The organism is Kribbella sp. CCNWLW201 (genome assembly GCF_037203805.1).
Taxonomy (GTDB): Bacteria; Actinomycetota; Actinomycetes; order Propionibacteriales; family Kribbellaceae; genus Kribbella.
In genome coordinates this window covers 836,190-859,771 of the sequence record NZ_JBBCBQ010000002.1, presented here as the reverse complement: position 1 = coordinate 859,771, position 23,582 = coordinate 836,190, and the positions used below count along the sequence as shown (strand labels likewise).

At 68.1% G+C, this 23,582-nt stretch carries 19 protein-coding genes; 14 read left to right on the top strand and 5 right to left on the bottom strand.

Annotation, left to right across the window (positions count from 1 at the left end; genetic code table 11):
• Window positions 1-1,005: a dihydroxyacetone kinase subunit DhaK gene (gene dhaK, locus V9K99_RS13875; protein WP_337001563.1), complete on the bottom strand. Its 1,005-nt coding sequence runs from the start codon at window positions 1,003-1,005 to the stop codon at window positions 1-3.
• 200 nt (window positions 1,006-1,205) lie between these two features.
• Window positions 1,206-1,766, bottom strand: coding sequence for an RNA polymerase sigma factor (locus V9K99_RS13870; RefSeq protein ID WP_337001565.1), 561 nt, complete (start codon window positions 1,764-1,766; stop codon window positions 1,206-1,208).
• Window positions 1,767-1,860: 94 nt separating this feature from the next.
• Between V9K99_RS13870 and V9K99_RS13865 the strand changes: the two genes are divergently transcribed.
• On the top strand, window positions 1,861-3,381 hold the full coding sequence (locus V9K99_RS13865) for a serine/threonine-protein kinase (RefSeq protein WP_337001567.1): 1,521 nt from the start codon (window positions 1,861-1,863) through the stop codon (window positions 3,379-3,381).
• Between the two features lie 200 nt (window positions 3,382-3,581).
• On the opposite strand, the gene V9K99_RS13860 is transcribed toward V9K99_RS13865, so the two are convergent.
• Window positions 3,582-4,328 (bottom strand): hypothetical protein, encoded by a 747-nt coding sequence (locus tag V9K99_RS13860; RefSeq protein WP_337001569.1) that lies wholly within the window; start codon window positions 4,326-4,328, stop codon window positions 3,582-3,584.
• Window positions 4,329-4,447: 119 nt separating this feature from the next.
• The gene (locus V9K99_RS13855) at window positions 4,448-5,149 is read right to left on the bottom strand and encodes a hypothetical protein (RefSeq protein ID WP_337001571.1); all 702 of its coding nucleotides are present in this window, start codon (window positions 5,147-5,149) and stop codon (window positions 4,448-4,450) included.
• Window positions 5,150-5,466: 317 nt separating this feature from the next.
• Here V9K99_RS13855 and V9K99_RS13850 point away from each other — a divergent pair, with 317 nt between their 5' ends.
• Genes V9K99_RS13850 through V9K99_RS13835 form a run of 4 tightly spaced genes read left to right on the top strand, consistent with a single transcriptional unit; the run spans window position 5,467 to window position 12,225 of the window.
• Window positions 5,467-6,753, top strand: coding sequence for an ABC transporter substrate-binding protein (locus V9K99_RS13850; RefSeq protein WP_337001573.1), 1,287 nt, complete (start codon window positions 5,467-5,469; stop codon window positions 6,751-6,753).
• Window positions 6,750-7,682, top strand: coding sequence for a carbohydrate ABC transporter permease (locus V9K99_RS13845; protein ID WP_337001575.1), 933 nt, complete (start codon window positions 6,750-6,752; stop codon window positions 7,680-7,682). Before V9K99_RS13850 ends, V9K99_RS13845 begins: the two co-directional genes overlap by 4 nt.
• Window positions 7,679-8,506, top strand: a complete 828-nt coding sequence (locus V9K99_RS13840) for a carbohydrate ABC transporter permease (RefSeq protein WP_337001577.1) — start codon at window positions 7,679-7,681, stop codon at window positions 8,504-8,506. Before V9K99_RS13845 ends, V9K99_RS13840 begins: the two co-directional genes overlap by 4 nt.
• Window positions 8,507-8,508: 2 nt before the next feature.
• Window positions 8,509-12,225: a hypothetical protein gene (locus V9K99_RS13835; RefSeq protein ID WP_337001579.1), complete on the top strand. Its 3,717-nt coding sequence runs from the start codon at window positions 8,509-8,511 to the stop codon at window positions 12,223-12,225.
• A gap of 348 nt (window positions 12,226-12,573) precedes the next feature.
• Here V9K99_RS13835 and V9K99_RS13830 read toward each other — a convergent pair whose 3' ends face one another.
• Window positions 12,574-13,980, bottom strand: a complete 1,407-nt coding sequence (locus tag V9K99_RS13830; RefSeq protein WP_337001580.1) for a family 43 glycosylhydrolase — start codon at window positions 13,978-13,980, stop codon at window positions 12,574-12,576.
• Between the two features lie 130 nt (window positions 13,981-14,110).
• Here V9K99_RS13830 and V9K99_RS13825 point away from each other — a divergent pair, with 130 nt between their 5' ends.
• The 9 genes from V9K99_RS13825 to V9K99_RS13785 all read left to right on the top strand — a co-directional run bounded on the left by V9K99_RS13825 (window position 14,111) and on the right by V9K99_RS13785 (window position 23,580).
• On the top strand, window positions 14,111-14,335 hold the full coding sequence (locus V9K99_RS13825) for a hypothetical protein (RefSeq protein WP_337001582.1): 225 nt from the start codon (window positions 14,111-14,113) through the stop codon (window positions 14,333-14,335).
• 25 nt (window positions 14,336-14,360) lie between these two features.
• The gene (locus V9K99_RS13820) at window positions 14,361-17,018 is read left to right on the top strand and encodes a hypothetical protein (RefSeq protein WP_337001584.1); all 2,658 of its coding nucleotides are present in this window, start codon (window positions 14,361-14,363) and stop codon (window positions 17,016-17,018) included.
• Between the two features lie 47 nt (window positions 17,019-17,065).
• Window positions 17,066-17,677 (top strand): excalibur calcium-binding domain-containing protein, encoded by a 612-nt coding sequence (locus V9K99_RS13815; RefSeq protein WP_337001586.1) that lies wholly within the window; start codon window positions 17,066-17,068, stop codon window positions 17,675-17,677.
• A 250-nt stretch (window positions 17,678-17,927) separates the two neighbouring features.
• Window positions 17,928-18,161 carry a hypothetical protein gene (locus tag V9K99_RS13810; protein ID WP_337001588.1) on the top strand — a complete coding sequence of 78 codons (234 nt, stop codon included), beginning with the start codon at window positions 17,928-17,930 and terminating at the stop codon, window positions 18,159-18,161.
• Between the two features lie 181 nt (window positions 18,162-18,342).
• A complete protein-coding gene (locus V9K99_RS13805; protein ID WP_337001590.1) occupies window positions 18,343-19,680 on the top strand; it encodes an FGGY-family carbohydrate kinase in 1,338 nt (445 codons plus the stop codon).
• Entirely contained in the window at window positions 19,677-20,294 is a 618-nt protein-coding gene (locus tag V9K99_RS13800) for a histidine phosphatase family protein (RefSeq protein WP_337001592.1), read from the top strand. Before V9K99_RS13805 ends, V9K99_RS13800 begins: the two co-directional genes overlap by 4 nt.
• Window positions 20,291-21,091 carry a DeoR/GlpR family DNA-binding transcription regulator gene (locus tag V9K99_RS13795; RefSeq protein WP_337001594.1) on the top strand — a complete coding sequence of 267 codons (801 nt, stop codon included), beginning with the start codon at window positions 20,291-20,293 and terminating at the stop codon, window positions 21,089-21,091. The genes V9K99_RS13800 and V9K99_RS13795 overlap by 4 nt, the downstream gene beginning before the upstream one ends.
• 9 nt (window positions 21,092-21,100) lie before the next feature.
• Complete coding sequence (locus V9K99_RS13790) at window positions 21,101-22,564, top strand: FGGY family carbohydrate kinase (protein WP_337001596.1); 1,464 nt, start codon at window positions 21,101-21,103, stop codon at window positions 22,562-22,564.
• Entirely contained in the window at window positions 22,561-23,580 is a 1,020-nt protein-coding gene (locus tag V9K99_RS13785) for a 2-hydroxyacid dehydrogenase (RefSeq protein ID WP_337001598.1), read from the top strand. Before V9K99_RS13790 ends, V9K99_RS13785 begins: the two co-directional genes overlap by 4 nt.
• Window positions 23,581-23,582: the final 2 nt, after the last annotated feature.

Sequence of the window (23,582 nt, the reverse complement as noted above, 5' to 3'; positions counted from 1 at the left end):
TCACGCGCCCCAGCGTAGGCCGGGGGTGTTCACGGGGGCGTCCCAGAGACGGACCAGTTCGTCGTCGACCTTGAGCAGGGTGACCGAACAGCCGGCCATCTCCAGCGAGGTGATGTAGTTGCCGACCAGCGAGCGGGCGACAGTGATGCCGGCCCGGTCGAGCAGTTGGGCGACCTCGTTGTACATCAGGTACAGCTCGATCAGCGGCGTACCGCCCATGCCGTTCACGAACGCGATCACCGAGTCGCCCTGCTGGTAGGGCAGGTCGCCGACGACCGGGTCGACCAGCATCGCGGCGATGTCCTTGGCCGATGCCAGCGGCAACCGCTGCCGGCCGGGCTCGCCGTGGATGCCGATACCGACTTCCATCTCGTTCTCGGCCAGCTCGAAGGTCGGCTTGCCCGCCGCCGGGACGGTGCACGAGGTGAGCGCCATACCCATGCTGCGGCCGTTGTCGTTGACCGTCTTGGCCAGGTCCGCGACCTCTTGGAGTGAGCGGCCCTCCTCGGCCGCGGCGCCGACGATCTTCTCCAGCAGCACGGTCACGCCGACGCCGCGTCGGCCGGCCGTGTACAGGCTGTCCTGGACTGCGACGTCATCGTTCGTCACCACCGACAGCACCTCGGTGCCGGCGTCGGCCGCGGCCAGTTCGGCGGCCATCTCGAAGTTCATCACGTCGCCGGTGTAGTTCTTCACGATGTGCAGGACGCCGGCCCCGGCGTCGACCTCCTTGGTCGCCGCCATCATCTGGTCCGGCACCGGCGAGGTGAACACCTCACCCGCACACGCCGCGTCCAGCATCCCGAGCCCGACGAACCCGCCGTGCATCGGCTCGTGCCCGGACCCGCCACCGGAGATCAGCCCCACTTTCCCCGACCTCGGTGCGTCCTTGCGGTACACGATCCGGTTCTCGTGATCCACCCGCAACCGATCCGGATGCGCTGCCGCCATCCCCTGCAGCGCCTCACTCACAACATCACCAGGTTCGTTGATGAGCTTCTTCATGCCCCCATCCCAACACAGCAGATGCCCGAGCGGGAGCCCGTCGTACCACGAACTCCCCAAACCGCGCGGCCCCGACCCGGCCCCGTCAGCCAACTGAGGTGGGTGAGCCCACCAAAGTGTGGGTTGGCCAACCGGATTCTGGGTCGTCAACCCACTCTCCGGTGGGTCAGCCAACCAGAGGGGGACGCCGGGTGGGGGGGTCAGTCCTTGGGTCGCAGCAGGGGGCGGACGACCTCGCGGGCGTCGTGGATGCGGGACTTGACGGTGCCGAGCGGGGCGTCGACCACGGCGGCGATCTCCTCGTAGGAGAGGCCGTAGACGTCGCGGAGGACGAGCGGGGTGACCATCTGGGGACGGTCGCGCTCGAGGGTCTCGAGGGCCTCGAGAAGGTCCAGGCGGGTGCCGGCGATGACGCTGGTCGTGCGGGGGTCCGGCCGTTCCATCGTCTCCGGGTTGTGAGCTGCCTGGGCGGTGCGCTTGAGCTTGCGGTACGTCGACCGGGCCGAGTTGGCCGCGACCGAGTGGACCCAGGTGGAGAAGCTGCTTCGGCCGGAGTAGGAGTTGATCTTGGTGGCGATGTTCAGCAGGGCCTCCTGGGCCGCGTCCTCGGCGTCGGCGGAGTACGGCAGCACACTGCGGCAGATCCGCAGCACCCGCGGGTGGACCAGCCGCAGCAGGTCGTCCATCGCGTGCTTGTCCCCGCCCTGGGCACGCTCCGCCAGGGCCGCGAGGTCGTCGGTCGCGTTGCTGCTGTCGCTCATCTGTGCCTTTGCTGTCATCAGGCCCCCGGCATGGGACTCCCAGTGATCCATAATGCCCTGTATGGGGGTCCCAAGCAGGTTAGGCCGTTACGTCGTGCGACGACGCCTGGGCTCTGGCGGTTTCGCTACGGTATGGCTCGCTCACGATGAGCAACTGGACGCCGAGGTCGCGATCAAGGTCCTGGCGGACAACTGGGGCCACGACGACACGGTCCGCCGCCGGTTCCTCGAGGAGGGCCGGTTCTTGCGCCGGGTCGAGTCCGAGCACGTGGTCCAGGTCCACGACGTCGGCGAACTGGAGGACGGCCGGCCGTTTCTCGTGCTCACGTACGCCGACCGCGGCACGCTGGCCGATCGGCTGAAGAAGGAACCGCTGCAACTGGCCGACGCGGTCGACGTGGTCGTCCAGGTCGGCCGCGGGCTCCAGGCCCTGCACCGGCGCGGTCTGCTGCACCGCGACGTGAAACCGGCGAACGTCCTGTTCCGCAGCACGGACGAGGGTGAGCGGGCCGTCCTGTCCGACCTCGGCCTGGGCAAATCGCTCGACGAAGTGTCGCGAATCACAATGCCCGGCGGCACCCCGTCGTACGTCGCTCCCGAACAGGCGATGGGTGAGCGGCTGGACCAGCGCGCCGACCAGTACTCCCTCGGAGCCGTCGCGTACGCCGCTCTGACCGGACGCTCACCGCATCAGGTCGACGGGCTGAGCGCGGCCTCCCGGGTGACCGCACCGCCGCCGCCGAGCACCCTCGGGTTCGAGCTACCTGACCTGGTCGACACCGCGATCGTTCGCGCCCTCGATCCGGACCGGGAGAAGCGCTGGCCGGACGTCCAGTCGTTCACCCGGGAACTGGTCGGTGCCCTCGACGAGACGACCCGCGACTTCGTCCCCCCGAACGTCTCCATCCGCGAGACGATCGAGGTCTCGACCGATCTCGGCGAGAACACCGCGCTGAGCGACGCGAACAAGCCGACGATCGTGAAAACCCCTGCGCCGGCAGAGACCGTGACCGCGCCGACCGAGCCGCCGGCCACTGCCGAGCCGGTCGAGTCAGGTGAGCCAGTTGGCTCGGTTGAGCCGCCGAAGCGACGGCGAGGGCGCTGGGTGGTCGCCGCGGTGCTCGCACTGATCGTCGGCGGGGGAGCCGGGTTCCTGGGGCAGCGCTATCTGGCGGAGCGCGAATCCATCACGGTCTCGCAGGGCGGGTTCTCCGTGGACATCCCGCGCGGCTGGGCGAAGTCCGTCGCCCAATCGGACTGGCAGCCGCCCGGCGGCACCGAGAGCTTTCCTGCGCTCCGGGTGAGCCAGGACGCCGACTGGGTGTCGACCGGCACTCCCGGGATCTTCGTCGGAGTGGCGGACTCGAAGCTCGCGCTGCCGGACAGCGGCCAGTTCGGTTGCAGCCAGAACAACGAACAGCAGGGCGGCCAGACGTACGACGGCTGGCCATGGACGGACCGCGTCTCGGCCGGCTGCGGGCAGGCCGGTATGGTGCTCCTCCAGCGAGTCGTTGAGCGGGAGGACGCCGGCTCGATACTCGTCCAGGTCATGGTGCCGGAATCGGACCGTCAGCGCGCAGTCGAGGTGGCCGATTCGGTGAAGTACTCCGGTTGAGGAAGTCCCTCATGCGTTTTCCCAGCGAACGGCTCCGGCCGTCGCCTGCGTTCATCCAGTCCACCCGGCGGCGGTTCTACCGGCTCCGGTCCACCATCTTCCGAACCATCTGGCCGGTCGACTGAGCCGTCAGCCAGGTGATCGCCAGGCCCCGGCCACGGCAACGGGCCGTCGACCTCACCGACGCCGGTCGCCGAGCTTTAGCTGGGCTTCTCTGAGTCGAGCGGGCTGTCTCGTCGTTCGACAGTCGAGGAGGCCTTGTCGAGCACCGTCATCAGCGCCTTCTTGTCCTGCGGAAGGCCGGTGGAGCTCATCTCGACGGCGCAGAGGCCGCTGTCGTCGGCGACCCAGCGGACGATCACGTAGCGGACCGTTGCGATCGGCGCCAGCGACTCGGGCGGCACGTAGGTGTAGACCAGGGTGGCGTAGTCGCCCTCGACCGTGCTGGAGATGTACTTCAGCATCTGGTTCTTCGGCAGCCGGTTGAGTTCCGCGATCCGCGCCTGCATCGACGCGGCCGGCGGCCGCTGGATGGTGAATCCGGCCTCGATCCGGATCCAGCGCTTGCCGGTCAGATCGGTGAACCGGGCGGTTCGCGGCGGATCCGGCTGGGTCATCCCCCAGTCGGAGGGCAACCTGGCCGAGACCTCCGACTTGTAGACGTACTTCACCGTGAACGTCTTGGTCTTGTAGTCCAGGTCGGCCGCGTCGAGCGGGGGTGAGTTGTCGGGCACGACCTTGCGCGGCTTCTCCGACGGTGACGGTGTCCCCGACGGTGATGGCGTCGACGCCTGGATCTTCCCGAGCGGAGCCGCCGTACCGGTGGCCGCGTTCGATCGCTCGACTGCGGTCAGTAGGCCGACTCCGTATCCGCCCGCTCCGCCGATCGCGGTGATCGCCACCAGCCCCGAACCCAGCAGAGCGCCTACAGTCCCCCGACGAGCCACGCCTGCCTCACCTCCCCAGATTCCCCTACTACCCAAAGACACCGTAGCCCGCCGTCAGGTTGCGCCGTGCGAGTAACAATTCCGTGAAACCCGACCCCTTTCGAGCAGGGCCGAATAGTTCAGTCCTCCGGCGTCGCCGACTTGGACGCCTGGTCCGCGATGAATTGCAGCGCCGCCTTGTCCTGCGGCAGCCCGGTGATCGACATCTCGACCGTCGCCATCGAGTCGCCGGCCGTCGCCACCCAGCGGACGATGACGTACCGGACGTCCTTGCCGGGGATGAAGGTGTAGGCGACGGTGGACGTCTCCCGCGGCCGGCCGTCGGAGCCGGTGATCGTGTCGTCGGTCTTGGCCACGATCTGGAGGTTGTTCTCGTACGGCTGGCTCGACTCGAGGCCCTGGATCAGCTTGTCCCGCATCTGCGCCGTGGTCAGGCCGGGCTGGAAGCCGGCCTCCACCCGCACTCCGCGCTCACGCAGCGAGTCGAGGAACTTCACCTCGCCGGGCGCGTCCTTGTTGACCGACTTCTGCCAACCCTCCGGCACCCGCACCGACAAGCGCACCGGTGGCTGCGAATCCTGATGGACCGTGAACTTCTGCGTGCGGAAGTCCAGTTCGTCCGCCTGCAGGGCCGTCAGGTTGTTCGGCTCCGGTGTCTTCCGGGTCAGCTGCGGCTGCGACGGAGAGGCGACCCCCAGGGGGACGGCCTCGCCGGCGGCGGTGGGGACGGGGAGCTCGGTGCGGTCGCCGGTGTAGTAGCCGCCGGCGGCGCCGAGCAGGGTGATCAGGACGAGTGCGCTGACCAGAATCGGACGTTTCACCCGTGCACCGGTCCGGGCGTCATCCGGTACCGGCCGGTTCCGTCGTACGGCGTGACGGGGCGCAGCACGTCGTACGGCGTGCTGTCCGGCAGGGCGCAGGCGGTCGCGGGCACGGCGACATCTTCTCAGGCGACCCGGGCAGTGACCCAAACCGTGCCGGGTCGCCGGGGCCCTCTGAATCCTTTCAACGAGGTCTTGACACCCCTCCGGGCCGTCCGTAGCGTCCCGCGTGAAGAAAGTAACACGTCATCGCGGTTACTTCACATCACTCAGCGGTAATTCAGGGGTGGCTCTCGCCCCGCGGCTCAGGAGGAACCATGGCACTCGATCAGTCCGTCAGTCGGAGGCGTCTCCTGCAGCTGATGGGTGGCGCCGCCGCCGTCGGCACGCTGGCGGCCTGTGGCGGCAACGGCGGCGGCTCGTCGTCGTCCGGCGGACAGCTGAAGGTGATCGGCGTCGGCGACCAGGAGGCCGGCCTGCGCAAGGCGCTCGACGAATTCAAGAAGGCGAACTCCGACTTCGACTTCAATCTCTCCTTCGCGCCCGCCGACCAGGTGCAGACCGCCCTCCGGACCCAGCTCGCGGCCGGCAACGCACCCGACATCCACGTGGTCTACCCGGGCAACGGCAGCGCGATGTCGATGGTTCAGCTGAGCAAGGCCAACCTGCTCGCGGACCTCAGCGACCAGTCCTGGACGCAGAAGATCCCGACCGGCTTCAAGGGTGCCTTCCAGAACGACGGCAAGACCTACATCTTCTCCCCCGGCACCAGCATGCTCGGGGCGATCTACAACAAGAAGGCGTTCGCGACCGCGGGGGTCGAGCCGCCCAAGACCTGGTCGGAACTGCTCGCCGTCTGCGACAAGCTGAAGAAGAAGGGCATCGTCCCGATCGCCCTCGGCGCGCAGACCCCGTGGGTGACCCAGCTGATCGACTACGCGCTGGTGCCCGGCACCGTGTACGCCAAGACGCCGGACTTCGACGACAAGATGATCGCCGGCGACGCGTCGTTCGCCGACTCCGGCTGGGCCGACGCGATGGACAAGTACCTGGAGCTGCAGAAGAAGGGCTTCTTCAACGACAACCCGAACGGGACGACGTACGAGCAGGCCACCTCGCTGGTCGGCACCGGCAAGGCCGCGATGGCGGTCCAGGTGTCCGCCGTCCTGCCGGCCTTCCGCAAGGCGTCGCCGACGCCGGACGACCTGGGCATGTTCCCGTTCCCCGCCACCGACGTCGAGGCGGACAACTGGATCCCCGGCGGTGTCGTGGTCGGCATCGCGATCAGCGCGAAGAGTAAGAAGGCCGACCAGGCGAAGAAGTTCCTCGAGTACTGCGGCCGGCCGGACACCGTGAAGGCCTGGGCCGAGGCGGTCGCGTGCGTGCCGCTGTACGCCGACGGCGAGCTGAAGGTGGACCCGGTGCTGGAGCCGTTCCTGCCCTACCTGAAGGACGACAAGGCCGTCCCGTTCATGGACCAGCGCTGGCCGAACGCCGAGGTCCAGCCCACCCACTTCGCCGTCGTCCAGGAACTCCTCGGCGGCAAGACCACGGTCCCGAACGCCCTCAAGAAGATGGACGAGGCCTACCGGAAGACGGCATGACAGTCTCCTTACATGCGGTACGACGCGACGCCGTGAAGTCATCGCGGCGTCGAGGTGGCGGGATCACGCCGCCGTGGTACTTCGCGGCGCCGGCGCTGCTCGTGTATGCGCTGGTGATGCTCTACCCGAGCATCGTCGGAGCGGGGTCGGCCTTCACCGACTGGTCGGGGGTCGGCGAGCAGCGCTCGTTCATCGGGCTGGAGAACTTCAAGCAGTTGGCACAGGACGACCAGGCGTTGGGTGCCTTGCGCAACACTTTGCTGCTGACGATCGCGATCGTCGTCGTCCAGAACGGGATCGGTCTGCTGCTCGCGCTCGGCGTACACACGGGGATCAAGAGCCGGATGGCGTTGCGGGTGATCTTCTTCGCGCCGGTCGTGGTCAGCCCGGTGATGGTGTCGTTCCTGTGGAAGTACGTCTACAACCCGGCGCCGGACGCGGGGCTCAACGCCGCGCTGAACGCGATCGGTCTCGGTTCGCTGCGGCAGGACTGGCTGGGCAACCCGTCGCTGGCGATCTGGTCGGTCGCGTTCACGGTGATCTGGCAGTGCGCGGGTTACTCGATGGTGATCTTCCTGGCCGGACTGGAAGGGGTACCGCAGGAGCTGCGCGAGTCCGCGATGGTGGACGGCGCCGGCATGTTCGCGCGGTTCCGGCACATCACCTGGCCGCTGCTCGCGCCGGCGACGACGATCAACGTGATGCTGTCGACGGTCGGCGGCCTGACGCTGTTCACCCAGATCATCGCGATGACGAACGGTGGTCCGGGCTACGCGACCGACACGTTGTCGACGGTGCTCTACAAGCAGGCCTTCGTGTTCGGCAAGTTCGGCTACAGCACCGCGGTCGCACTGGTGCTGGCGATCTTCGTCGCGGCGGTCTCCTTCATCCAGATCGGCTATCTGCGTTCGAGGGAGACGACGGCATGAGGACCGGTTACCGGCCACGCACGCTGGTGCGCGAGCTCGTCATGATCGCGGTCGCGATCATGTTCCTGTTCCCGGTCTACGCCCTGGTGACACTGGCGTTCAAGGATCCGGAGCAGATCGCGAACAAGCCGCTGTCGCTGCCGGATCCGCCGTCCGTCGCCAGCTTCGGCGAGGCTTGGCAGTCGGCCTCACTCGGATCCGCGTTGCTGAACAGCACGTTGATCACGGTGTCGAGTGTCGTGATCCTGATCGTGCTCGGGTCGCTGGCGGCGTACTTCCTGGCCCGGACGGCGTCGCGACTGAGCTACAGCCTCTACATCCTGTTCCTGGTCGGCATTATCCTGCCGTTCCAGCTCGGCATGATCCCGTTGTATCAACTGGTCAACGACCTGGGCCTGCTCGGCACGTACCAGGGGATGATTCTGTTCTACACCGGGATCCAGCTGCCGTTCACGGTGTTCCTCTACACCGGGTTCATCCGGTCGCTGCCGGCCGACTACACCAACGCGGCGCTGATCGACGGCGCGTCGCATCTGCAGGCATTCGGGTACGTGATCTTCCCGCTGCTGCGGCCGATCACCGGCACCGTGCTGATCCTCAACGCGGTGACCATCTGGAACGACTTCTTCACCCCGCTGCTCTATCTCGGCGGCTCCGGGCGGGAGACCGTCCCGGTCCGGGTGTTTGCCTTCGTCAACGAATACACCTCGAACTACGGGCTCGTCGCAGCCGGTCTGGTACTGGCCGCGCTGCCCATCCTGGTCGTCTTCCTGATCCTCCAGCGGTACGTCATTCGCGGCTTCTCGAGCGGCCTGAAGGGATAACCGTGGCACTTCCCCCTCGCCTGGCGTCGGTCCTGACCGACCCGCCCAGGGCGTACTCACCCGCGCCCATCTGGTGGTGGAGCGGCGAGCCGCTCGACCCGGCCCGGCTGCGCTGGCAGCTCGAGCGGTTCGTCGAGGGTGGGGTGTACCAGCTCGTCGTACTGAATCTGGCTCCGGCCGGATCGGATCACGGGTGCGACGCGGACGATCCGCCGTTCTTCTCGGAAGAGTGGTGGTCGATATTTCTCGGGGTCTGTGATGACGCGGCCGAGCTGGGTGTCTCGCTGTGGTTCTACGACCAGCTGGGGTTCTCCGGCGCGGACATCCAGGCGCGGTTGGTGGCTCGGCAGCCGTCGTACGCCGGGCGGCGGTTGCAGCGGTTGACGGTGAGTGGGACTGGTCGGCTGGAGCTGCGGTGTCCCGCTGGTGGCCGGGTGATCTCTGCGGCGGTGGAGCCTTCGGGTGAGGTGGTTGTTGATGGTGTCGGCGCTTCCGCTGAGGCGGTTGTCGAGTCGCAGTTGTCATTGTTCTACGAGACGGACCATGGTTTCGACTACCTGAGTTCTTCAGCGTGTACGGCGTTGCTTGACCAGGTGCACGGTGAGTTCGAGCGGCGGCTGGGGGATCGCCTCGGTCAGGTCGTCGTCGGGTCGTTCCAGGACGAGCTGCCGTCGGTGCCCACGTGGTCCGCCGACTTCGCTTCTCGTTTCGAAGCACGTTACGGCTACGACCTCCGCGACCGACTCGGTGCGCTGTGGGATTCCGCCGTACCGGATGGGGCTCGGGTACGGCGGCACTACCACGCGCTGAGGGCGTCACTCGCGGAGGAGGCGTTCTTCCGGCCGTTGCACGAGTGGCATGAGAAGCATGGGCTCGTGGTGGGCTGCGACCAGCAGGATCCGGCGCGCGCGGGGCTGCCTGTCGAAGGTGTCGAGTTGTACGCCGACTATGCGCGGACGCACCGGTGGTTCAGCGCACCGGGATCGGATCATCACGGGGATGCGCGGATCCATTCGTCATTGGCCCATTTGTATGAACGGCCGCGGACGTGGATCGAGGCGTTTCACTCCACCGGATGGGGCGGGACGCTGGAGGAGACGTTCGACTGGTTGCTGCCGTGGCTGCGGACCGGGGCGACGTTGTACAACCCGCATGCCGTCTACTACACGACGCGAGCCGGGTGGTGGGAATGGGCGCCGCCTTCTACTGATTGGCGTCAGCCGTATTGGCGGCATCACAAGTCCTTTGCGGATGCGGTGACGCGGCTGTGTGCGGCGTTGTCGCTGGGGCGGCACGTGTGTGAGGTCGCCGTACTGTTCCCGAATGCGACGGCTCAGGCCGACCTGACCATGGACGGGCCTGGTCCCGGGGCGCAGCGGGCTCAGGAGGTGTACCGCGAGCTGATCGGGGATGCGACCTGGTTCGCGCCGGTACTGGGGGTACTGGATCGGGCCCGGATCGACGCGGACGTGATCGACGATGATTCGCTGGCCGGAGCTTTCGTGGGCGAGGGGCCGCGGTTGTCTGTTGCTTCGGAGTCCTTCGTCGCCGTTGTGTTGCCTGCGGCAACGGTGCTCGAGGATGCGGTGCTGGAGCGGTTGAACGAGTTCGTTGCCGCCGGTGGGTTGGTGGTTGCCGTGGGCGCCGTACCTGACGGGCTGTCGGGGGCTGTGGTGGTCGACTCGGCGTCCGAGGTGCCGGCGGCGCTGACGCGCGTGCCGCGGCGGGTGGAGGCGGAGGTGCCGGTGCTGACCCGGGAGGTCGACGATGCCTTGGTCGTGTTCGTGACGCCGACCGAGTGGAGTGCGACTCAGATCGATGGTCAGCCTGTTGGGCGGGGGATCAGCCACGAGTGGGCGAGTGTCGGGTACTCCTTTGATCCGTCGCGGTATTTGGATGAGGTTCGGCTGCGAGTTCGCGATCTGCCGGGGCCGCCGTTGCTGGTGAATCCGTTCGACGGTTCCTCGAAACCTCTTGCTTGTCAGGACGGTGAGGTTGTCGTTCCGTTCGACCACGGTCCTGCCGCGCTGGTGGTGTTTGCTGAGGGCAACCCTTCGGTCGAGGCTGACGCGCCGGTCTTGCTGAAGGAGTCTGTGCTCGAAGGGGACTGGGACGTCGAGCTGATTCCGACCCTGGACAACACGTGGGGCGACTTCGCCTGGCCGGCCGGGAAGGCCTCCGATGAGGTTGTGGTCGAGCGGTGGGCGCTCGAGCATCGCGTCGAAGGTTCGGCCGATTGGCGACCGGCGCACGCGACCTTCGGGCCGCACGGTCTGATCAACGGCGAGCCGGTGGCGTACTCCGAGTCGTTGGGGATCCGCAAGGACCACATCCATCACCACGCGCTCGGCCCGAAGGGTCACGTCCCGGAGGACTTCCTGGACTTCGGCACCGTCGAGGCCGGCCAGACGGTGACGTTCGCCGCGGCCTTCGAGTTGGCCTCGGCGTTGGAAACCACGGTTGTCGTCGGCGCGCCCGCGGCCAAGGAGTTGCTGATCGACGGCCGGCCGCTGCCGATCGCCGATGACGGTGGACTCTTCGGGTCGGCCTCGTTGGCTCTTTCGGCCGGCACCCACCAGCTCGAGCTGCGGTTGACGCCATCCGAGCGGATAGACCTTCGGGCGAATGTGGCGTTCGTTCGCGACCTGGCGTCGTACCGTCGGCCGGAATGGATCGCGGTCGACTCGGCTGGCCTTGGTACGGCGATCCGCTACAGCACGACCGTCGTACCCGGTGAATGCACTGAGCTCACGTTGACCGCGTGGGGATCGGCGCGGCTGTTCGTGAACGATGTCGAAGTGGGTCGTCAGGGCGGCTTCATGCCGTACGAGCGTCCGACTCCGCGGGTACGACGGTACGACGCGGCCGCCGTACTGCGACCGGACGTCGAGAACACGGTCGTCGTGGAGGTGACCCGGCCGAGCCCGATCCTGGTCGACGGCCTGGTGATCTCCGACCACGACTGGAAGGCGACGGTCGACGGATCGACTGTGCCGACAGTACGACGGCGGCCGTGGCATCGCGCGGTGGCGGATCTCTACCTCACCCGCCGACCGCATCCGCTGCCGGCCGCCGCCTGGCTCGACGGCACGGACACCACGGTGGTCGAGCCCATCACCTTCGCCGTGCCGCGCCCGTCTCCGGATCGGATCGAGCACCTGCGGTTCGACCTGCCGCCAGGTACCACGCGCCTCGAGGTCAACCTGGTCGGCGAGGCCGTCCTCAGCGTCGACGGCCGGCAACTCGCCACCGGATCAGGCAAGGTCGTCGCCGACGTACCAGCAGGTGCGAAGACAGGCTGGCTCACCCTGATGACCACCCCTGGCCACGAGTCCGGCGCCGCGCTGACCGGACCCATCCGAGCAACCGTGGGACCCGGCCGAATCCCCCTGGGAGACTGGGAAACCCACGGCCTGTCCGAATACAGCGGCGGCGTCCGCTACACCCGCCGCCTCGACCTCCCAACCACCGGCACCCTGAACCTAGGCCGAGTCCGAGGCACCGCCGAAGTCCTGATCGACGGCACCAGCATCGGCGCCCGCTTCTGCTCCCCCTACACCTTCGACCTGACCGGCATCACACCCGGAGAACACCACCTAACCATCGAGGTCTTCAACACCGCCGCCCCCTACCTCGACTCCATCAGCCCCACCCACTTCATCTTCCCCGGCCAAAAGACGTCGGGCCTCCTCGGCCCGGTCACCCTGAGGACCTCATAACCCCACGCCGGCGACCACGCCCCTTGGGCCGGTGCTGCTGCTCTTCCGTGGCGGTGGGTCGGTGGACCGGAAAGAAGCCGCCGGATGCCCGCGCAGCTCCGATGGCCAGTCGAGTCTCGCGGCCCACCGCGCGGTACCCGGCCGGGTCGCGGCACGGTGGCTTCAGTCGCGGCTGTGGAGCGCCCGTCGGATCGTCGACTGTGGGGAGATTGCCGTCGGCGAACGATTGCCGGCGGCACGATAGTCACAGTCGATGAAGCACTCGGGCCGACCTGCGACACGACGCGTGCCGTCAACCAGGCGATCTGCCGACCCAGATTACCTATCCAACTATTGCTTGACGAGGCATTAGTAGACCTCGATGCGATCCAGGCTGATGACTGTGCTGCCGGACGCAGGGTTCTTGTCGCCGGTGACACGGACCTTCACGGTGTGCGGACCGGCGGGCAGGGTCGGACTGACGTACATCAACTGCTCGCCGACCCGGATCGAGCTGTAGTAGTCGATGCGTTGTTCGGGGCCGCCGTCGATGGAGATGGCGGCGATGCCGTTGCCCTTGTCGGCAACGCTGAGCAGAGCGACCTTGGTGCCGTTGAAGTGGATGGTCGCGGAGGCGTCCCGTTCGCCGCTCCAGTGGTCGTTACCCCAGAAGCACTGGTTGCCACAGCCTGATCCGGAGTTCCAATTGCCGCTGTAGACGACCGCACTGTCGAAGTCGTTGATCCAGTAGTTCGCCGAGCCGGGATCGCCAGAAGGCAAGGTCTGGGTCGCACCGGCAGCCAGTGGCCGGCCCAGGTTCGGAGTGCCATCGGCGTTCCAGCTGATCTTCTGCACCCGGCTGGTGCGGAAGGAATACGTGTAGGTGCTGGTGTTCTTGCCGTGGTAAGCAATCCAGTCCTCGGTACCGTCGGGGGATTTGAAGAAGGAGTGGTGCCCCGGACCCCAGACGCCGGTTTCGTCGTTGCGGGAGAAGATCGGTCCGGGGTGCTGCACCCAGTTCGACGCGACCATCGGGTCGGCGCCGTTCGCGATGCTCTTCGTCCACAGCTGGTAGTCCGGCTTGCCGGTGTCACAGGTGGAGTACGTGAGGAACACGCGTCCGTTCCCGTAGATCGGGGTCGGTCCCTCGCGCACCTCGGTGCAGCCGCCCGAAGCGGGAATGGCGACCCGCGCGCCGGTGACCGTCCATGGGTTGCTCATCCGGGCGATGTACAACTGCGCCGGCCCGCCCTGACCACGACCGGGTCCGGTCCAAACGAAGTACTGCTGCCCGTTCACCGTGATCGGCTCACCGTCGATCGCGTACTCGCCGAAGTCCGCGATCTTCGCATTGAAGTGGTACGGCCCCAGTGGGTCGGAACCCTCGGACTCGATCACGTACATCCGGTGGTTGGCGTCCACGCCGTCGGACGCGGTGTAGTAGATGTACCAGCGGCCGCCCACCTGGCGGAACGCCGGCGCCCACATCTGGGTGTTGCGGCTCGGATCCGAATCCCGCCACACCACCTGCTCAGGCTGGACCAGCAGCGTCGCCAGACTCGGCGACGACCAGATCCCGATCCGGTCGCCGCGGGTCGTCGCGACGTAGTACCGGCCGTTGAAGAACATCAGCGACGGATCCGCCGACGGGTTCACCGGATTCCGGAAGGTCTGCGACGCCACTGTGTTCTCCTCTCGAGCCTCGACCGGACCTGCCAGTACGGCGGTCAGCAGGACAACGATCGTGATGCCTACGAGGGAGCGGACGAATCTCATGGCAGGACCTCTCGAGCCGGAGGGGCGGACCGGTCTCGTCGTTTGTACTGCGACTTTGCCATCGTTGTAAACCCTTCGCACCAGGATCGAAACCCGGAACCGGCGGCCCGTGGACGGCGTCGTATCGCGCATGAAGCTCAAGGTCAGGGTCGTGCACTACCGCTGTCAGGGGCGCGACTGTTGGTACGCGGACATCGATGACGCTGACGACCGTCAGCCGGACGACCCGTTCTGGTACGTCGACGGCTGCCGTTCGCAGGCCGAAGCGATCACCCTCGCCTGCACCCAGTTGGCGGCCCTGGAGCAGACCGGCCGCCCGCTCCTGCGCATCAGCGAGTCTCAAGTCGCCGCCTGAACCGCGCGACCGGCATCATGGGGCGATGCTCGGGGAATCGGACGGCACCAAAGGCGACGCCACGATCGAGCAGATCGGCCGGCGTCGGACGTTCACCAGGACACTCCAACTCGCTGTCGTACTCGCCGTGGTCCAGTGGCCGATGCGCGACGCCGTCCACGACGCGGCCGGTTCGGCGTACCTCTGCGAAGTTCCCGGTCGGCTGTCGTTGCTGCTCGACGCGACGTTCATCATGGCCTACGTCTACGCGGCGTACCGGGCCTACAAGTACATCAAGTTCCTGAATCGCCAGTCGTGGAAGCGAATCGCCGCGATCGGATCATGGGTGGTCCTGGTCGCCGCGGTGCTCGACATCATCGAGGACGTCCGGCTGTGGACCGAGTTCGGTGCCTCGACCGGCGCCTGCGCCGATCTGTCGACGGGCTGGTTCACCTGGCTGATGCGCGGTACCGGTCTCGTCGGCGCACTCATCCTCGCTGTCGCCTACTTCGCGTCCAGCCGTTTCGGCCAGCGGAAGTTGTACGGCGTCCGGCTCGATCCGCCGGCCACGTTCCGGCGGATCACGGACGACGGCAAGGACGACGGCCGGCTGGTGATCACCTGTTCCGGTGGCGGCATCCGGTCCGCGTCGTTCTGCCTCGGCGCGCTGCAACTCCTGCGGGAGAAGGGCTTCTACGACAAGGCGTCGACCGTGATCGGCGTCAGCGGCGGCGGCTACATGGCCGCCGCATTCCACATCCTGCGGCGGACCTGCGCCGATCCGTTCTCGCCGGGATCACCCGAGCTCGCGCGGTTGCGGCGGCAGACCCGTTACCTGTTGCAGGGCGGCCGGGCGATGTTCCGGGCCGCGCTGTCGGTGCTGTTCGGGCTGGTCGTCAACCTGCTGCTGATCGGGATCGTGCTGCGGGCGATCGCCTGGGTGCTCGGCTGGTTCCTCGCCGACCAGCAGGTGATCGTCGAGCGGTCCACCGAGCTCCGGGTCGACTGGACGCCGAACGACTCCTGGTTCTTCCTCGGGCTGTCGTCGTTCGCGCTCGCCCTCAGCGCGGCGATGTTCGTGCTGGAGAAGGTGTGGGACCGCTGGGCCCGGATGCCCGACGTGGTCCGGATGGTGCTGACCACGATCGGGAACGTGTCACTCCGGTTCGGTGTCCCGCTCGCCGTACTGCTGCTCGGCGTACCGGGAGGCCTTTATCTGCTGGGACAACTGCCCGGTGAGTCCGCCGACCAGCCGAGTCTCCCGTCGGCGTTGCTGGCGTTGGTCGACCCCACGAAACAGGGACTCGCGTCGTTCAGCGCGTTGGTCGTCGTACTGATCGGACTCGGCAAGACCGTGTGGAACGGACTCGCGGTCGAGGGCAAGGAGTCGGCCGGGATGCGAGCCCGGTTGCTCGCGTTCGGCCGGACCAAGCTCGCACCATGGGCCGGCACCACGATCATCGTGGTCGCGGCGGTCGTCGTGCTACTGCGCTGGACTGCTGGCTACGCGATCGACCGTGGCTACCAGGAGGACTGGAACGTCGCGCTGATCCTGGCCGCGATCGCGGTTGCGATCAAGGTGCTCACCGACGCGAACCGGACCTCGCTGCACTCGTTCTACCGGGAGCGGCTGTCGCGCGCGTTCCTGGTGACGCGGAAGGACAACGGTGCCGCGGTCGCGCTCGACTACCACCTGCGGCTGCGGTACTCCGACTGGGCAAAGCCGGTCAACGGCGGACCGCAGCTGGTCATCGCGGGCGTCGCGAACGTGTCCGACGCGGACTTCGTACCGAGCCAACGCGACTGTGTGCCGTTCGTCTTCGACGCGCAGCAGATCGGGATCGTCGGCGACCGCTCACTTCCGGACGGCGGCCGGCGGACGACCGGCGACTACGAGCGCGAGGCCGACGTCCTCAAGCGCGAGGTGACCGTGCCGGCCGCGATGGCGATCAGCGGTGCCGCGTTCAGTCCGCTCACCGGTCGGGTGAACGCACGGACCCGGCCGGTCCGGCTGCTGCTCGCCGTACTGAATGCGCGGCTGGGTGTGTGGCTGCCGAACCCGTACTGGAACAACCGGCCCGACCCCGCGTTCCCCGAGGTCCACGGGGTCGTCAAGAAGGTACGGCGGTACTTCGGCAGCGTGATCGACAAACCCGGGCCGTACCGGCTGCTGCTGGAGGGGATCGGGCAGCCGTCGATGTACGACCGGCGGATCTACGTCACCGACGGCGGTCACTACGACAACCTCGGCCTGGTCGAGGCGCTGCGCCGGGAGCCGGCCCAGGTGATCGTGATCGACGCGTCGAACGATGCCGAGGACCGGTTCACCGCGCTGGCCGAGGCGATCGCGACCGCCCGGATGGACCACGGGATCCAGATCGAGATCGACCCGTCGCCGATGATCCGCGGCAGCAAACCGCGCGCCGACCGGGCCTGGGCGTACGGCATCGCCACCCATCCGCTGAAGGACGGTCAGGAGAAGCCGTACAAGACCGAGATCTTCTTCCTGAAGGCGGTGCTGGCCGGTCACCTCGGCTGGGACATCGAGCAGTACGCCGTCGGTCACCCGGACTTCCCGCGCCGGACCACCGGCGACCAGTTGTACGACGAGTGGGACTTCGAGGCGTACCGCTCACTCGGGTACAACCTGGCCGAATCACTCACCGAGCACCACCGGGTCCGTGACCGGCTCGAGGACTTGTAACACTCCGTCACGGTAACTGGATGTAACCCCCTGAGGGGGAACTCACCATGCACACGTTCAATACACCACCAGGCTGGCCCGATCCGCCGACGCCGGACTGGCAACCACCACCCAGCTGGCAACCTGACCCGGCCTGGCCGCCCGCGCCACCTGGCTGGAGCTTCTGGCTGAACGCCCGCGGTCTCCGGACCCGCGGCCCGAACGGCCGGTACGGCGCTGAGACGCCGGTCAGACTGGTCGCGGGCTGGGTGGCGGCCGGCGTCGCCTTCATCACCATCCTCGCCGCGATCGGGGGGAGCAACAGCGCATCGTCGACGGCCTCGTCCTCGCCGGTGCCCGGCCCCACCGTGACGGCGACCGTCACCGGGCCGACGGTGACGACGACGGCGACCACGACCGTGCGACAGACAGTGCCTGGGCCGACGGCAACGATCACCCAGCCGCCGCTCCCGGCACGAACCGTGACGGTCAAGGCGCCGCAGGCAACGATCACGGCGACCCGGGAGGCACCGCAGGCCAGGTCGACCGAGGACGCCGGTTCCGTCTACTACGCGAACTGCTCGGAGGCCCGGGCCGCGGGTGACACACCCTTGTACACCGGGGATCCCGGCTATGCCTCGCACCTGGATCGAGACCACGACGGTGTGGCCTGTGAATGACCCGGTTGCCTGTGAATAACCCTGTGGACAAGGCAACGATGCGGGTGCGGATGCACGTGCAGTCCGCCTGGTGAGCGGATGGTTGCCTATCGCCCGGTGCGGTGGTGGGATTGGTGGCCGTGCGTCGGAGAATCTTTACCGAAACTTAGGGCGTGACGTTCGGCGCGCTAGGTCGTTGATCTGTCAGACAGTTCCGTGCAGAGCGGATCGCTGGGGCAGATTTTGCTGGGGAATCTGGGAAGGACCGCCCGTGCATCGATTCAACCCGCCACCTGACTGGCCCGAACCTCCCACCGACACCTGGCGTCCGCCGCCGGGCTGGGAGCCCGACCCCGACTGGCCGGCCGCGCCGGCGGGCTGGGGTTTCTGGATCAACCGCCACGGCCGCCCGGCCAGTGGGCCCATCGGCGCCTACGGAGCCGTCGGCGCCGGCCGGGTCGAGTTCGCCGCCATCGACCCGTCCTTGCTCCTGATGCACTCCTGACCTGCCAACTCTCGACCGTCCCGCCGGCACAGGCGCAGTCGGCCGGACCGCCCGGCTCCCGCATGCTTCCCAGCTGCGGGAGCCGTGTTGTGTCCGGGTTCGGACGCGGACTGGCGTGTTCTTATCGTCTTCTGATGTTATGTTATCAGCGTAGATAACACTGGATTCGGGAGGCGTTGACGTGGGCTGGATCGGCGTTGACCTCGGCACGCAGAGTGTGCGCGCCGTACTCGCCGATGCCGACGGAACCGTCCTGGCCCGGGCCGCCCGGCCGCTGGTCAGCCACCGCGACGGACCGCGCCACGAGCAAGACCCGCAGAGCTGGCTCGACGCCGTCGATGCCGTCCTGGCGGAAGTCGCCGGCCCTGAGATCGAGGGCATCGCGATCTGCTCCACCTCCGGCACTTTCCTGCTGACCGACGACCGGGGCCGCCCGGTCACCCCGGCTCTGATGTACGACGACGCCCGTGCAGCCGACCAGCGTGACCGCATCGTGGACGCCGACCCGGATCGCTGGGCGACCGCGATGCAACCCACCTGGGCCCTGCCGAAGCTCCTCTGGCTGAACGCATCGGACAGCCACCGGATCGTCCACAGCGCAGACTTCGTCGCGGCCCACCTCGTCGGCCACCCGGTTGCCACCGACACCAGCCACGCGCTCAAGACGGGCTACGACCTCGTCGCCGACGCCTGGCCGCAGGCCGCCTTCGACAAGCTCGACCTCCCGGCGGGCATCTTCCCCGACGTCGTCCTCCCCGGCACCGAGCTCGGCCGCACTCCGGCCGGCGTCCCCGTCTACGCGGGCATGACCGACGGCTGCGCCGCCCAGATCGCCGCCGGCGCGCTCACCCCCGGCGCCTGGAACTCCGTCCTGGGTACGACGCTCGTCCTCAAAGGCGTCAGCGACGACCTTCTCGTCGACCCCACCGGTGCCGTCTACAGCCACCGTCACCCCGACGGCGGCTGGCTCCCCGGTGGCGCATCCAGCACTGGCGCCGGCGTACTCACAGAACTACTCCCCAACGCTGACCTCGACGCTCTGGACAAAGCGGCCGGCCCGATCGACGCCGTCATCTACCCGCTCACCAAGACCGGCGAACGCTTCCCCTTCGTGGCGCCGCAGGCCGAGCGCTTCACGTTAGGCGACGTACCCGACGACCTGCACACGTACGCCGCCGTCCTGCAAGGCGTCGCCTTCATCGAACGACTCGCCTTCGAGCACCTGGTCAACCTCGGCGCCGACCCGCTCCGCTCCGTCTCCCTCACCGGTGGCGCCGTCCGCAGCGGCTACTGGAACCAGCTCCGCGCCGACGTCCTCGGCGTACCCGTCGAGCTTCCGGCCGCCCCGGACCCGGCGTACGGAATGGCCGTCCTGGCCGCGTCGTCCGGCGGCTCGCTCACCGAGACCGCGCGCAGAATGGTCAGGACAGACCACATCCTCGAGCCAAGGCCACACAGGCTCGAGGATCTGTACGGCGCGTTCGTCGCCGAACTGGATCGCCGGGGGTATCGCGGATGAGGACCACGATCGTCTTGGCCCGGCACGGCCGGACCGAATGGCACCACGGCAACCGGTACACCGGTTCGACCGACCTTCCGATCGACGAGGTCGGCGTACAGCAGGCACAACAGCTCACGCTGTGGGCGGCCGACTACGCACCGGACGCGCTGTGGGCGTCACCGATGCTGCGAGCCCGCCAGACCATCACGCCGACCGCGGAAGCGCTCGGCCTGACGCCGACGCTCGACGCCAGGCTGCGGGAGGTCGACTTCGGTTCGGCCGAGGGCAAGATGCTCAGCGAACTTCCGCCGGCCGTGGCCAAGGCCTTCCAGCTGGACCCGGTGCGCGACCACTTCCCTGGCGGCGAGAATCCGGCCGACGCGGCCGATCGGGTGCACGAGGTCTTTCAGGAAATCGGGCGTGCACACCAGGGCCAGAAGGTGCTCGTCGTCGCTCACAACACCCTCATCCGGCTGCTCACCTGCCGGGTGCTCGGACTGCGGCTGAACGACTACAGGAGACTGCTACCTGCTCTCGGTCCCGCGGCGTTGGTGCGTTTCCGCTGGCAGGACGGCACAGTGGGTCTCGAGGCGTACAACGTTCCCGCAGTCCGAATGGAGACCCCGGCATGACATCCGACGTCGACGGTGACACCACCGAACTGAGTCGTCCCGCCCGCCGGCAGGCCGAGATCGCGGCCTACGTGGTCGAGCACGGCTCGGTCTCGGCCAACGATCTGGTCGAGGCGTTCGGGGTGAGCGTGATGACGGTGCACCGCGACTTGGACGAGCTCGAGCGGCAGGGCGTGGTGCGCAAGTACCGCGGCGGCGTCAGCGCGCAGCCGACCAGCGTGTTCGAGAGCAACGTCGCGTACCGGCTGAACACCGCGCAGACCGAGAAGGCCGCGCTGGCCCGGCACGCCCGCGCGATGATCGAGCCCGGGATGTCGGTGATGCTCGACGACTCGACCAGCGCGCTGGCCCTGGTCGACCTGTTCGAGGACATCACCCCGTTGACGGTGGCAACGAACTTCCTGCCCGCGATCACCAAGCTGACCGCGCTGCGCGACATCACCTTGCTCGCCCTCGGCGGCATCTACTCCGCGACGCACGACTCGTTCGGCGGGATGCCGTGCGCTGAGGCGGTCGAGGCGCTGCACACCGATCTGCTGTTCTGCTCGGTCTCCGCGGTGTCGCCGACGCACGCTTTCCACCAGGAGGAGGAGATCGTGCTGGTGAAGCGGGCGATGCTGCGGTCGGCGAAGACCAAGGTGCTGCTGGTCGACCACGCCAAGCTGCAGCGCACCGCCCTGCACCGCCTCGCCCCACTCACCGACTTCGACGTCGTGGTGGTCGACGAGAAGACCCCTCAAGACCTGATCAAACCTTTGCGCGACCACGGCGCCACCGTGGAGGTAGCCAAACTCTAGGGAGGGCGCATGGACGTCGGAGTGGACGTCGGCACCACCGTCACCAAGGCCGTCGCGTTCGACGACGACGGCCGGCCGGTGGCCGAGGCGTCCCGGCCGACCAGACTGGTCCGGCCCGGGATCGGGCGGTTCGAGCACGAGACCGCCGAGATCGTTGCCTCGGTCAACGAGGTGGTCGGTGAGCTGGCCGGCACGGTGGGGGACCGGCCCGGCGTCCTGGCGATCACCGCCCAGGGCGACGGCCTCTGGCTGGTCGACCCGGCCGGTACGGCGGTCCGCCCGGCGATCTCCTGGCTGGACGCGCGCAGCAGCGCGATCCTCGACCGCTGGACCACCGACGGTGTCGCCGAACGCGTCTTCCGGCGATCCGGCAACCGGATGTTCCCCGGTGCCGCCGGTCCGCTGCTGGCCGCCGTACTCGCCGAGGAGCCCGACGTCATCGCCCGTGCGGGCACGGCGGCGTACTGCAAGGACGTGGTGATGCAGCAGCTCACCGGCGTACGTGCGACCGATGTGTCCGATGCGTCCGCGCCGTTCCTCGACCCGAGGACGAACCAGTACGACGACGAGGCCCTGAAGGCGACCGGACTCTCCGAGCTGAAGCACTTGCTGGCGCCGGTGGACCCCGCCGGTCCGGTCGGTGAACTGCGCGACGACTCGACCGGAATGGCCCGCGGCACCAGGGTTTCCGCTGGACCGTATGACCTCCCAGCTGCAGCAGCCGGCGCCGGCGTCGACGAGCCCGGCGATGCCTTACTTACTGTCGGTACGACGCTCGCGTGCCAAGTGGTGACGCGCGAGCTGCCCGTGGACGGCGAGCCGGCGGGGTTGTTCCTGGGCACGTGGACCCCCGGCGTCTGGCTGCGGGCGATGCCCGCGATGGTCGGCACTGCCGCGCTCGATCGGGTGCTGGCACTGGTTGGCGTCGGGACGGACCAGTTGCCGTCGTTGCTTGCCGAGAGCCCGGTCGGCGCGCAGGGCGTGACTGTCCTTCCCTATCTCTCCGAGGCCGGCGAGCGGGCGCCGTTCGTCGACACCGGGGCTCGCGGGACGATCGACGGGATCTCGCTGTCGACCACCACGGCCGACCTGGTCCGCGCGACCTGTGAGGGCATCGCGTACGCCGCTCGCCACTGCCTGGACGCGGCCGGTTGGACCGGACGCGTGGCCGTCTGCGGCGGTGGTGCCCGCAGTACCGAGTGGACGCAGATCCTCGCGGACGTGCTGAACGCGCCGCTGCACACGGCCGAGGCGGAGCAGGTCGCCGCGCGCGGTGCCGTGATCTGCGCGCGACGTGCGGTCGACCCGGACAGTGCCGGGCCCGAGTGGATCGCGGAGACCCGTCAGGTCGATCCCGATCCCGCCCGCGCCGCCTTCTACGCCGAGGGTTACGCCCACTACCTGCGCCGGATCGAGTCGGCCCGCCCACGCTGGTCCGACCCAGCACCCACCTTCACTTCAGGAGTTCGATGAGAACCGTCAAGACATTGCTCGCCGGTGACCATTTCGTCCGTAACGATCTGCTCGCGACGGCTCTGTCCTCCCTCGACGACGTCAGCTTCGACTTCCGCGAAGTCACGTTGCCGTGGCCGTTGACGCCGTACGGGCGGGTGGCCGAGGTGGACGAGGCGAGCGATGCCGAGGACCAGTTGATCGAGGCGCTGTCCGGGGTCGAGATCGCGGTCACCCAGATGGGCCCGTTCACCGAACGCGTCCTGGCCGCCGCGACCGACCTGCGGTTCCTCGTCGTCTGCCGCGGCGGACCGGTGAACGTGAACGTGCCCGCCGCCATCAAGCGCGGCATCATCGTCGCCTCCACGCCCGGACGCAACGCGGTCGCCGCCGCCGAGCACGCGGTCGCCTTGATGATGGGGGCCCTCCGCAACCTTCCTCGGCTGCAACGGACGCTTGAGCAAGGGGAGTGGCGCAGCGACCTCTACGCGTACGACGAATGCGGCGTGGAGCTCGACGGGTCGACGGTCGGGCTGGTCGGGTACGGCGCGATCGGGCAACGGGTCGCCCGGGTGATGCTCGCCTTCGGTGCTCACGTCCTGGTCGCCGATCCCTTCATCGACCAGGCACCGGAGGGCATCGAGCTGGTGGAGTTGGACGGTCTGCTGCGGCGGTCCGACGTGGTCAGCCTGCACGCGCGACTGACCGACCAGACCCGGGGAATGATCGGCGCCGACCAGATCGCACTGATGCCACGAGGCGCCGTACTCGTGAACACCGCGCGCGGCGGTCTGCTCGACTACGACGCGACCGTCGACGCGCTGGAATCCGGTCAGCTCGGGGCGGCCGCCTTCGACGTGTTCCCGTCCGAACCGTTGCCGGCCGGTTCACGGTTGCTAACGGCCCCTAATGTCGTGATGACGCCGCACCTGGCCGGCGCAACCCGCCAAACGGCCCACCGGGCCGGCTCGATCGCCGCCGAGGCCGTAGCCGCCTACCTCGCCGGAAAGGATCCGGCGGGCCTGGTCTCTGCCTGATC

Coding starts and splice junctions, on each gene's coding strand:
- V9K99_RS13850 (WP_337001573.1), top strand. CDS start 5,467: ATGGCACTCGATCAGTCCGTCAGTCGGAGGCGTCTCCTGCAGCTGATG.
- dhaK (WP_337001563.1), bottom strand. CDS start 1,005: ATGAAGAAGCTCATCAACGAACCTGGTGATGTTGTGAGTGAGGCGCTG.
- V9K99_RS13845 (WP_337001575.1), top strand. CDS start 6,750: ATGACAGTCTCCTTACATGCGGTACGACGCGACGCCGTGAAGTCATCG.
- V9K99_RS13795 (WP_337001594.1), top strand. CDS start 20,291: ATGACATCCGACGTCGACGGTGACACCACCGAACTGAGTCGTCCCGCC.
- V9K99_RS13825 (WP_337001582.1), top strand. CDS start 14,111: ATGAAGCTCAAGGTCAGGGTCGTGCACTACCGCTGTCAGGGGCGCGAC.
- V9K99_RS13820 (WP_337001584.1), top strand. CDS start 14,361: ATGCTCGGGGAATCGGACGGCACCAAAGGCGACGCCACGATCGAGCAG.
- V9K99_RS13800 (WP_337001592.1), top strand. CDS start 19,677: ATGAGGACCACGATCGTCTTGGCCCGGCACGGCCGGACCGAATGGCAC.
- V9K99_RS13830 (WP_337001580.1), bottom strand. CDS start 13,980: ATGAGATTCGTCCGCTCCCTCGTAGGCATCACGATCGTTGTCCTGCTG.
- V9K99_RS13785 (WP_337001598.1), top strand. CDS start 22,561: ATGAGAACCGTCAAGACATTGCTCGCCGGTGACCATTTCGTCCGTAAC.
- V9K99_RS13790 (WP_337001596.1), top strand. CDS start 21,101: ATGGACGTCGGAGTGGACGTCGGCACCACCGTCACCAAGGCCGTCGCG.
- V9K99_RS13840 (WP_337001577.1), top strand. CDS start 7,679: ATGAGGACCGGTTACCGGCCACGCACGCTGGTGCGCGAGCTCGTCATG.
- V9K99_RS13815 (WP_337001586.1), top strand. CDS start 17,066: ATGCACACGTTCAATACACCACCAGGCTGGCCCGATCCGCCGACGCCG.
- V9K99_RS13870 (WP_337001565.1), bottom strand. CDS start 1,766: ATGAGCGACAGCAGCAACGCGACCGACGACCTCGCGGCCCTGGCGGAG.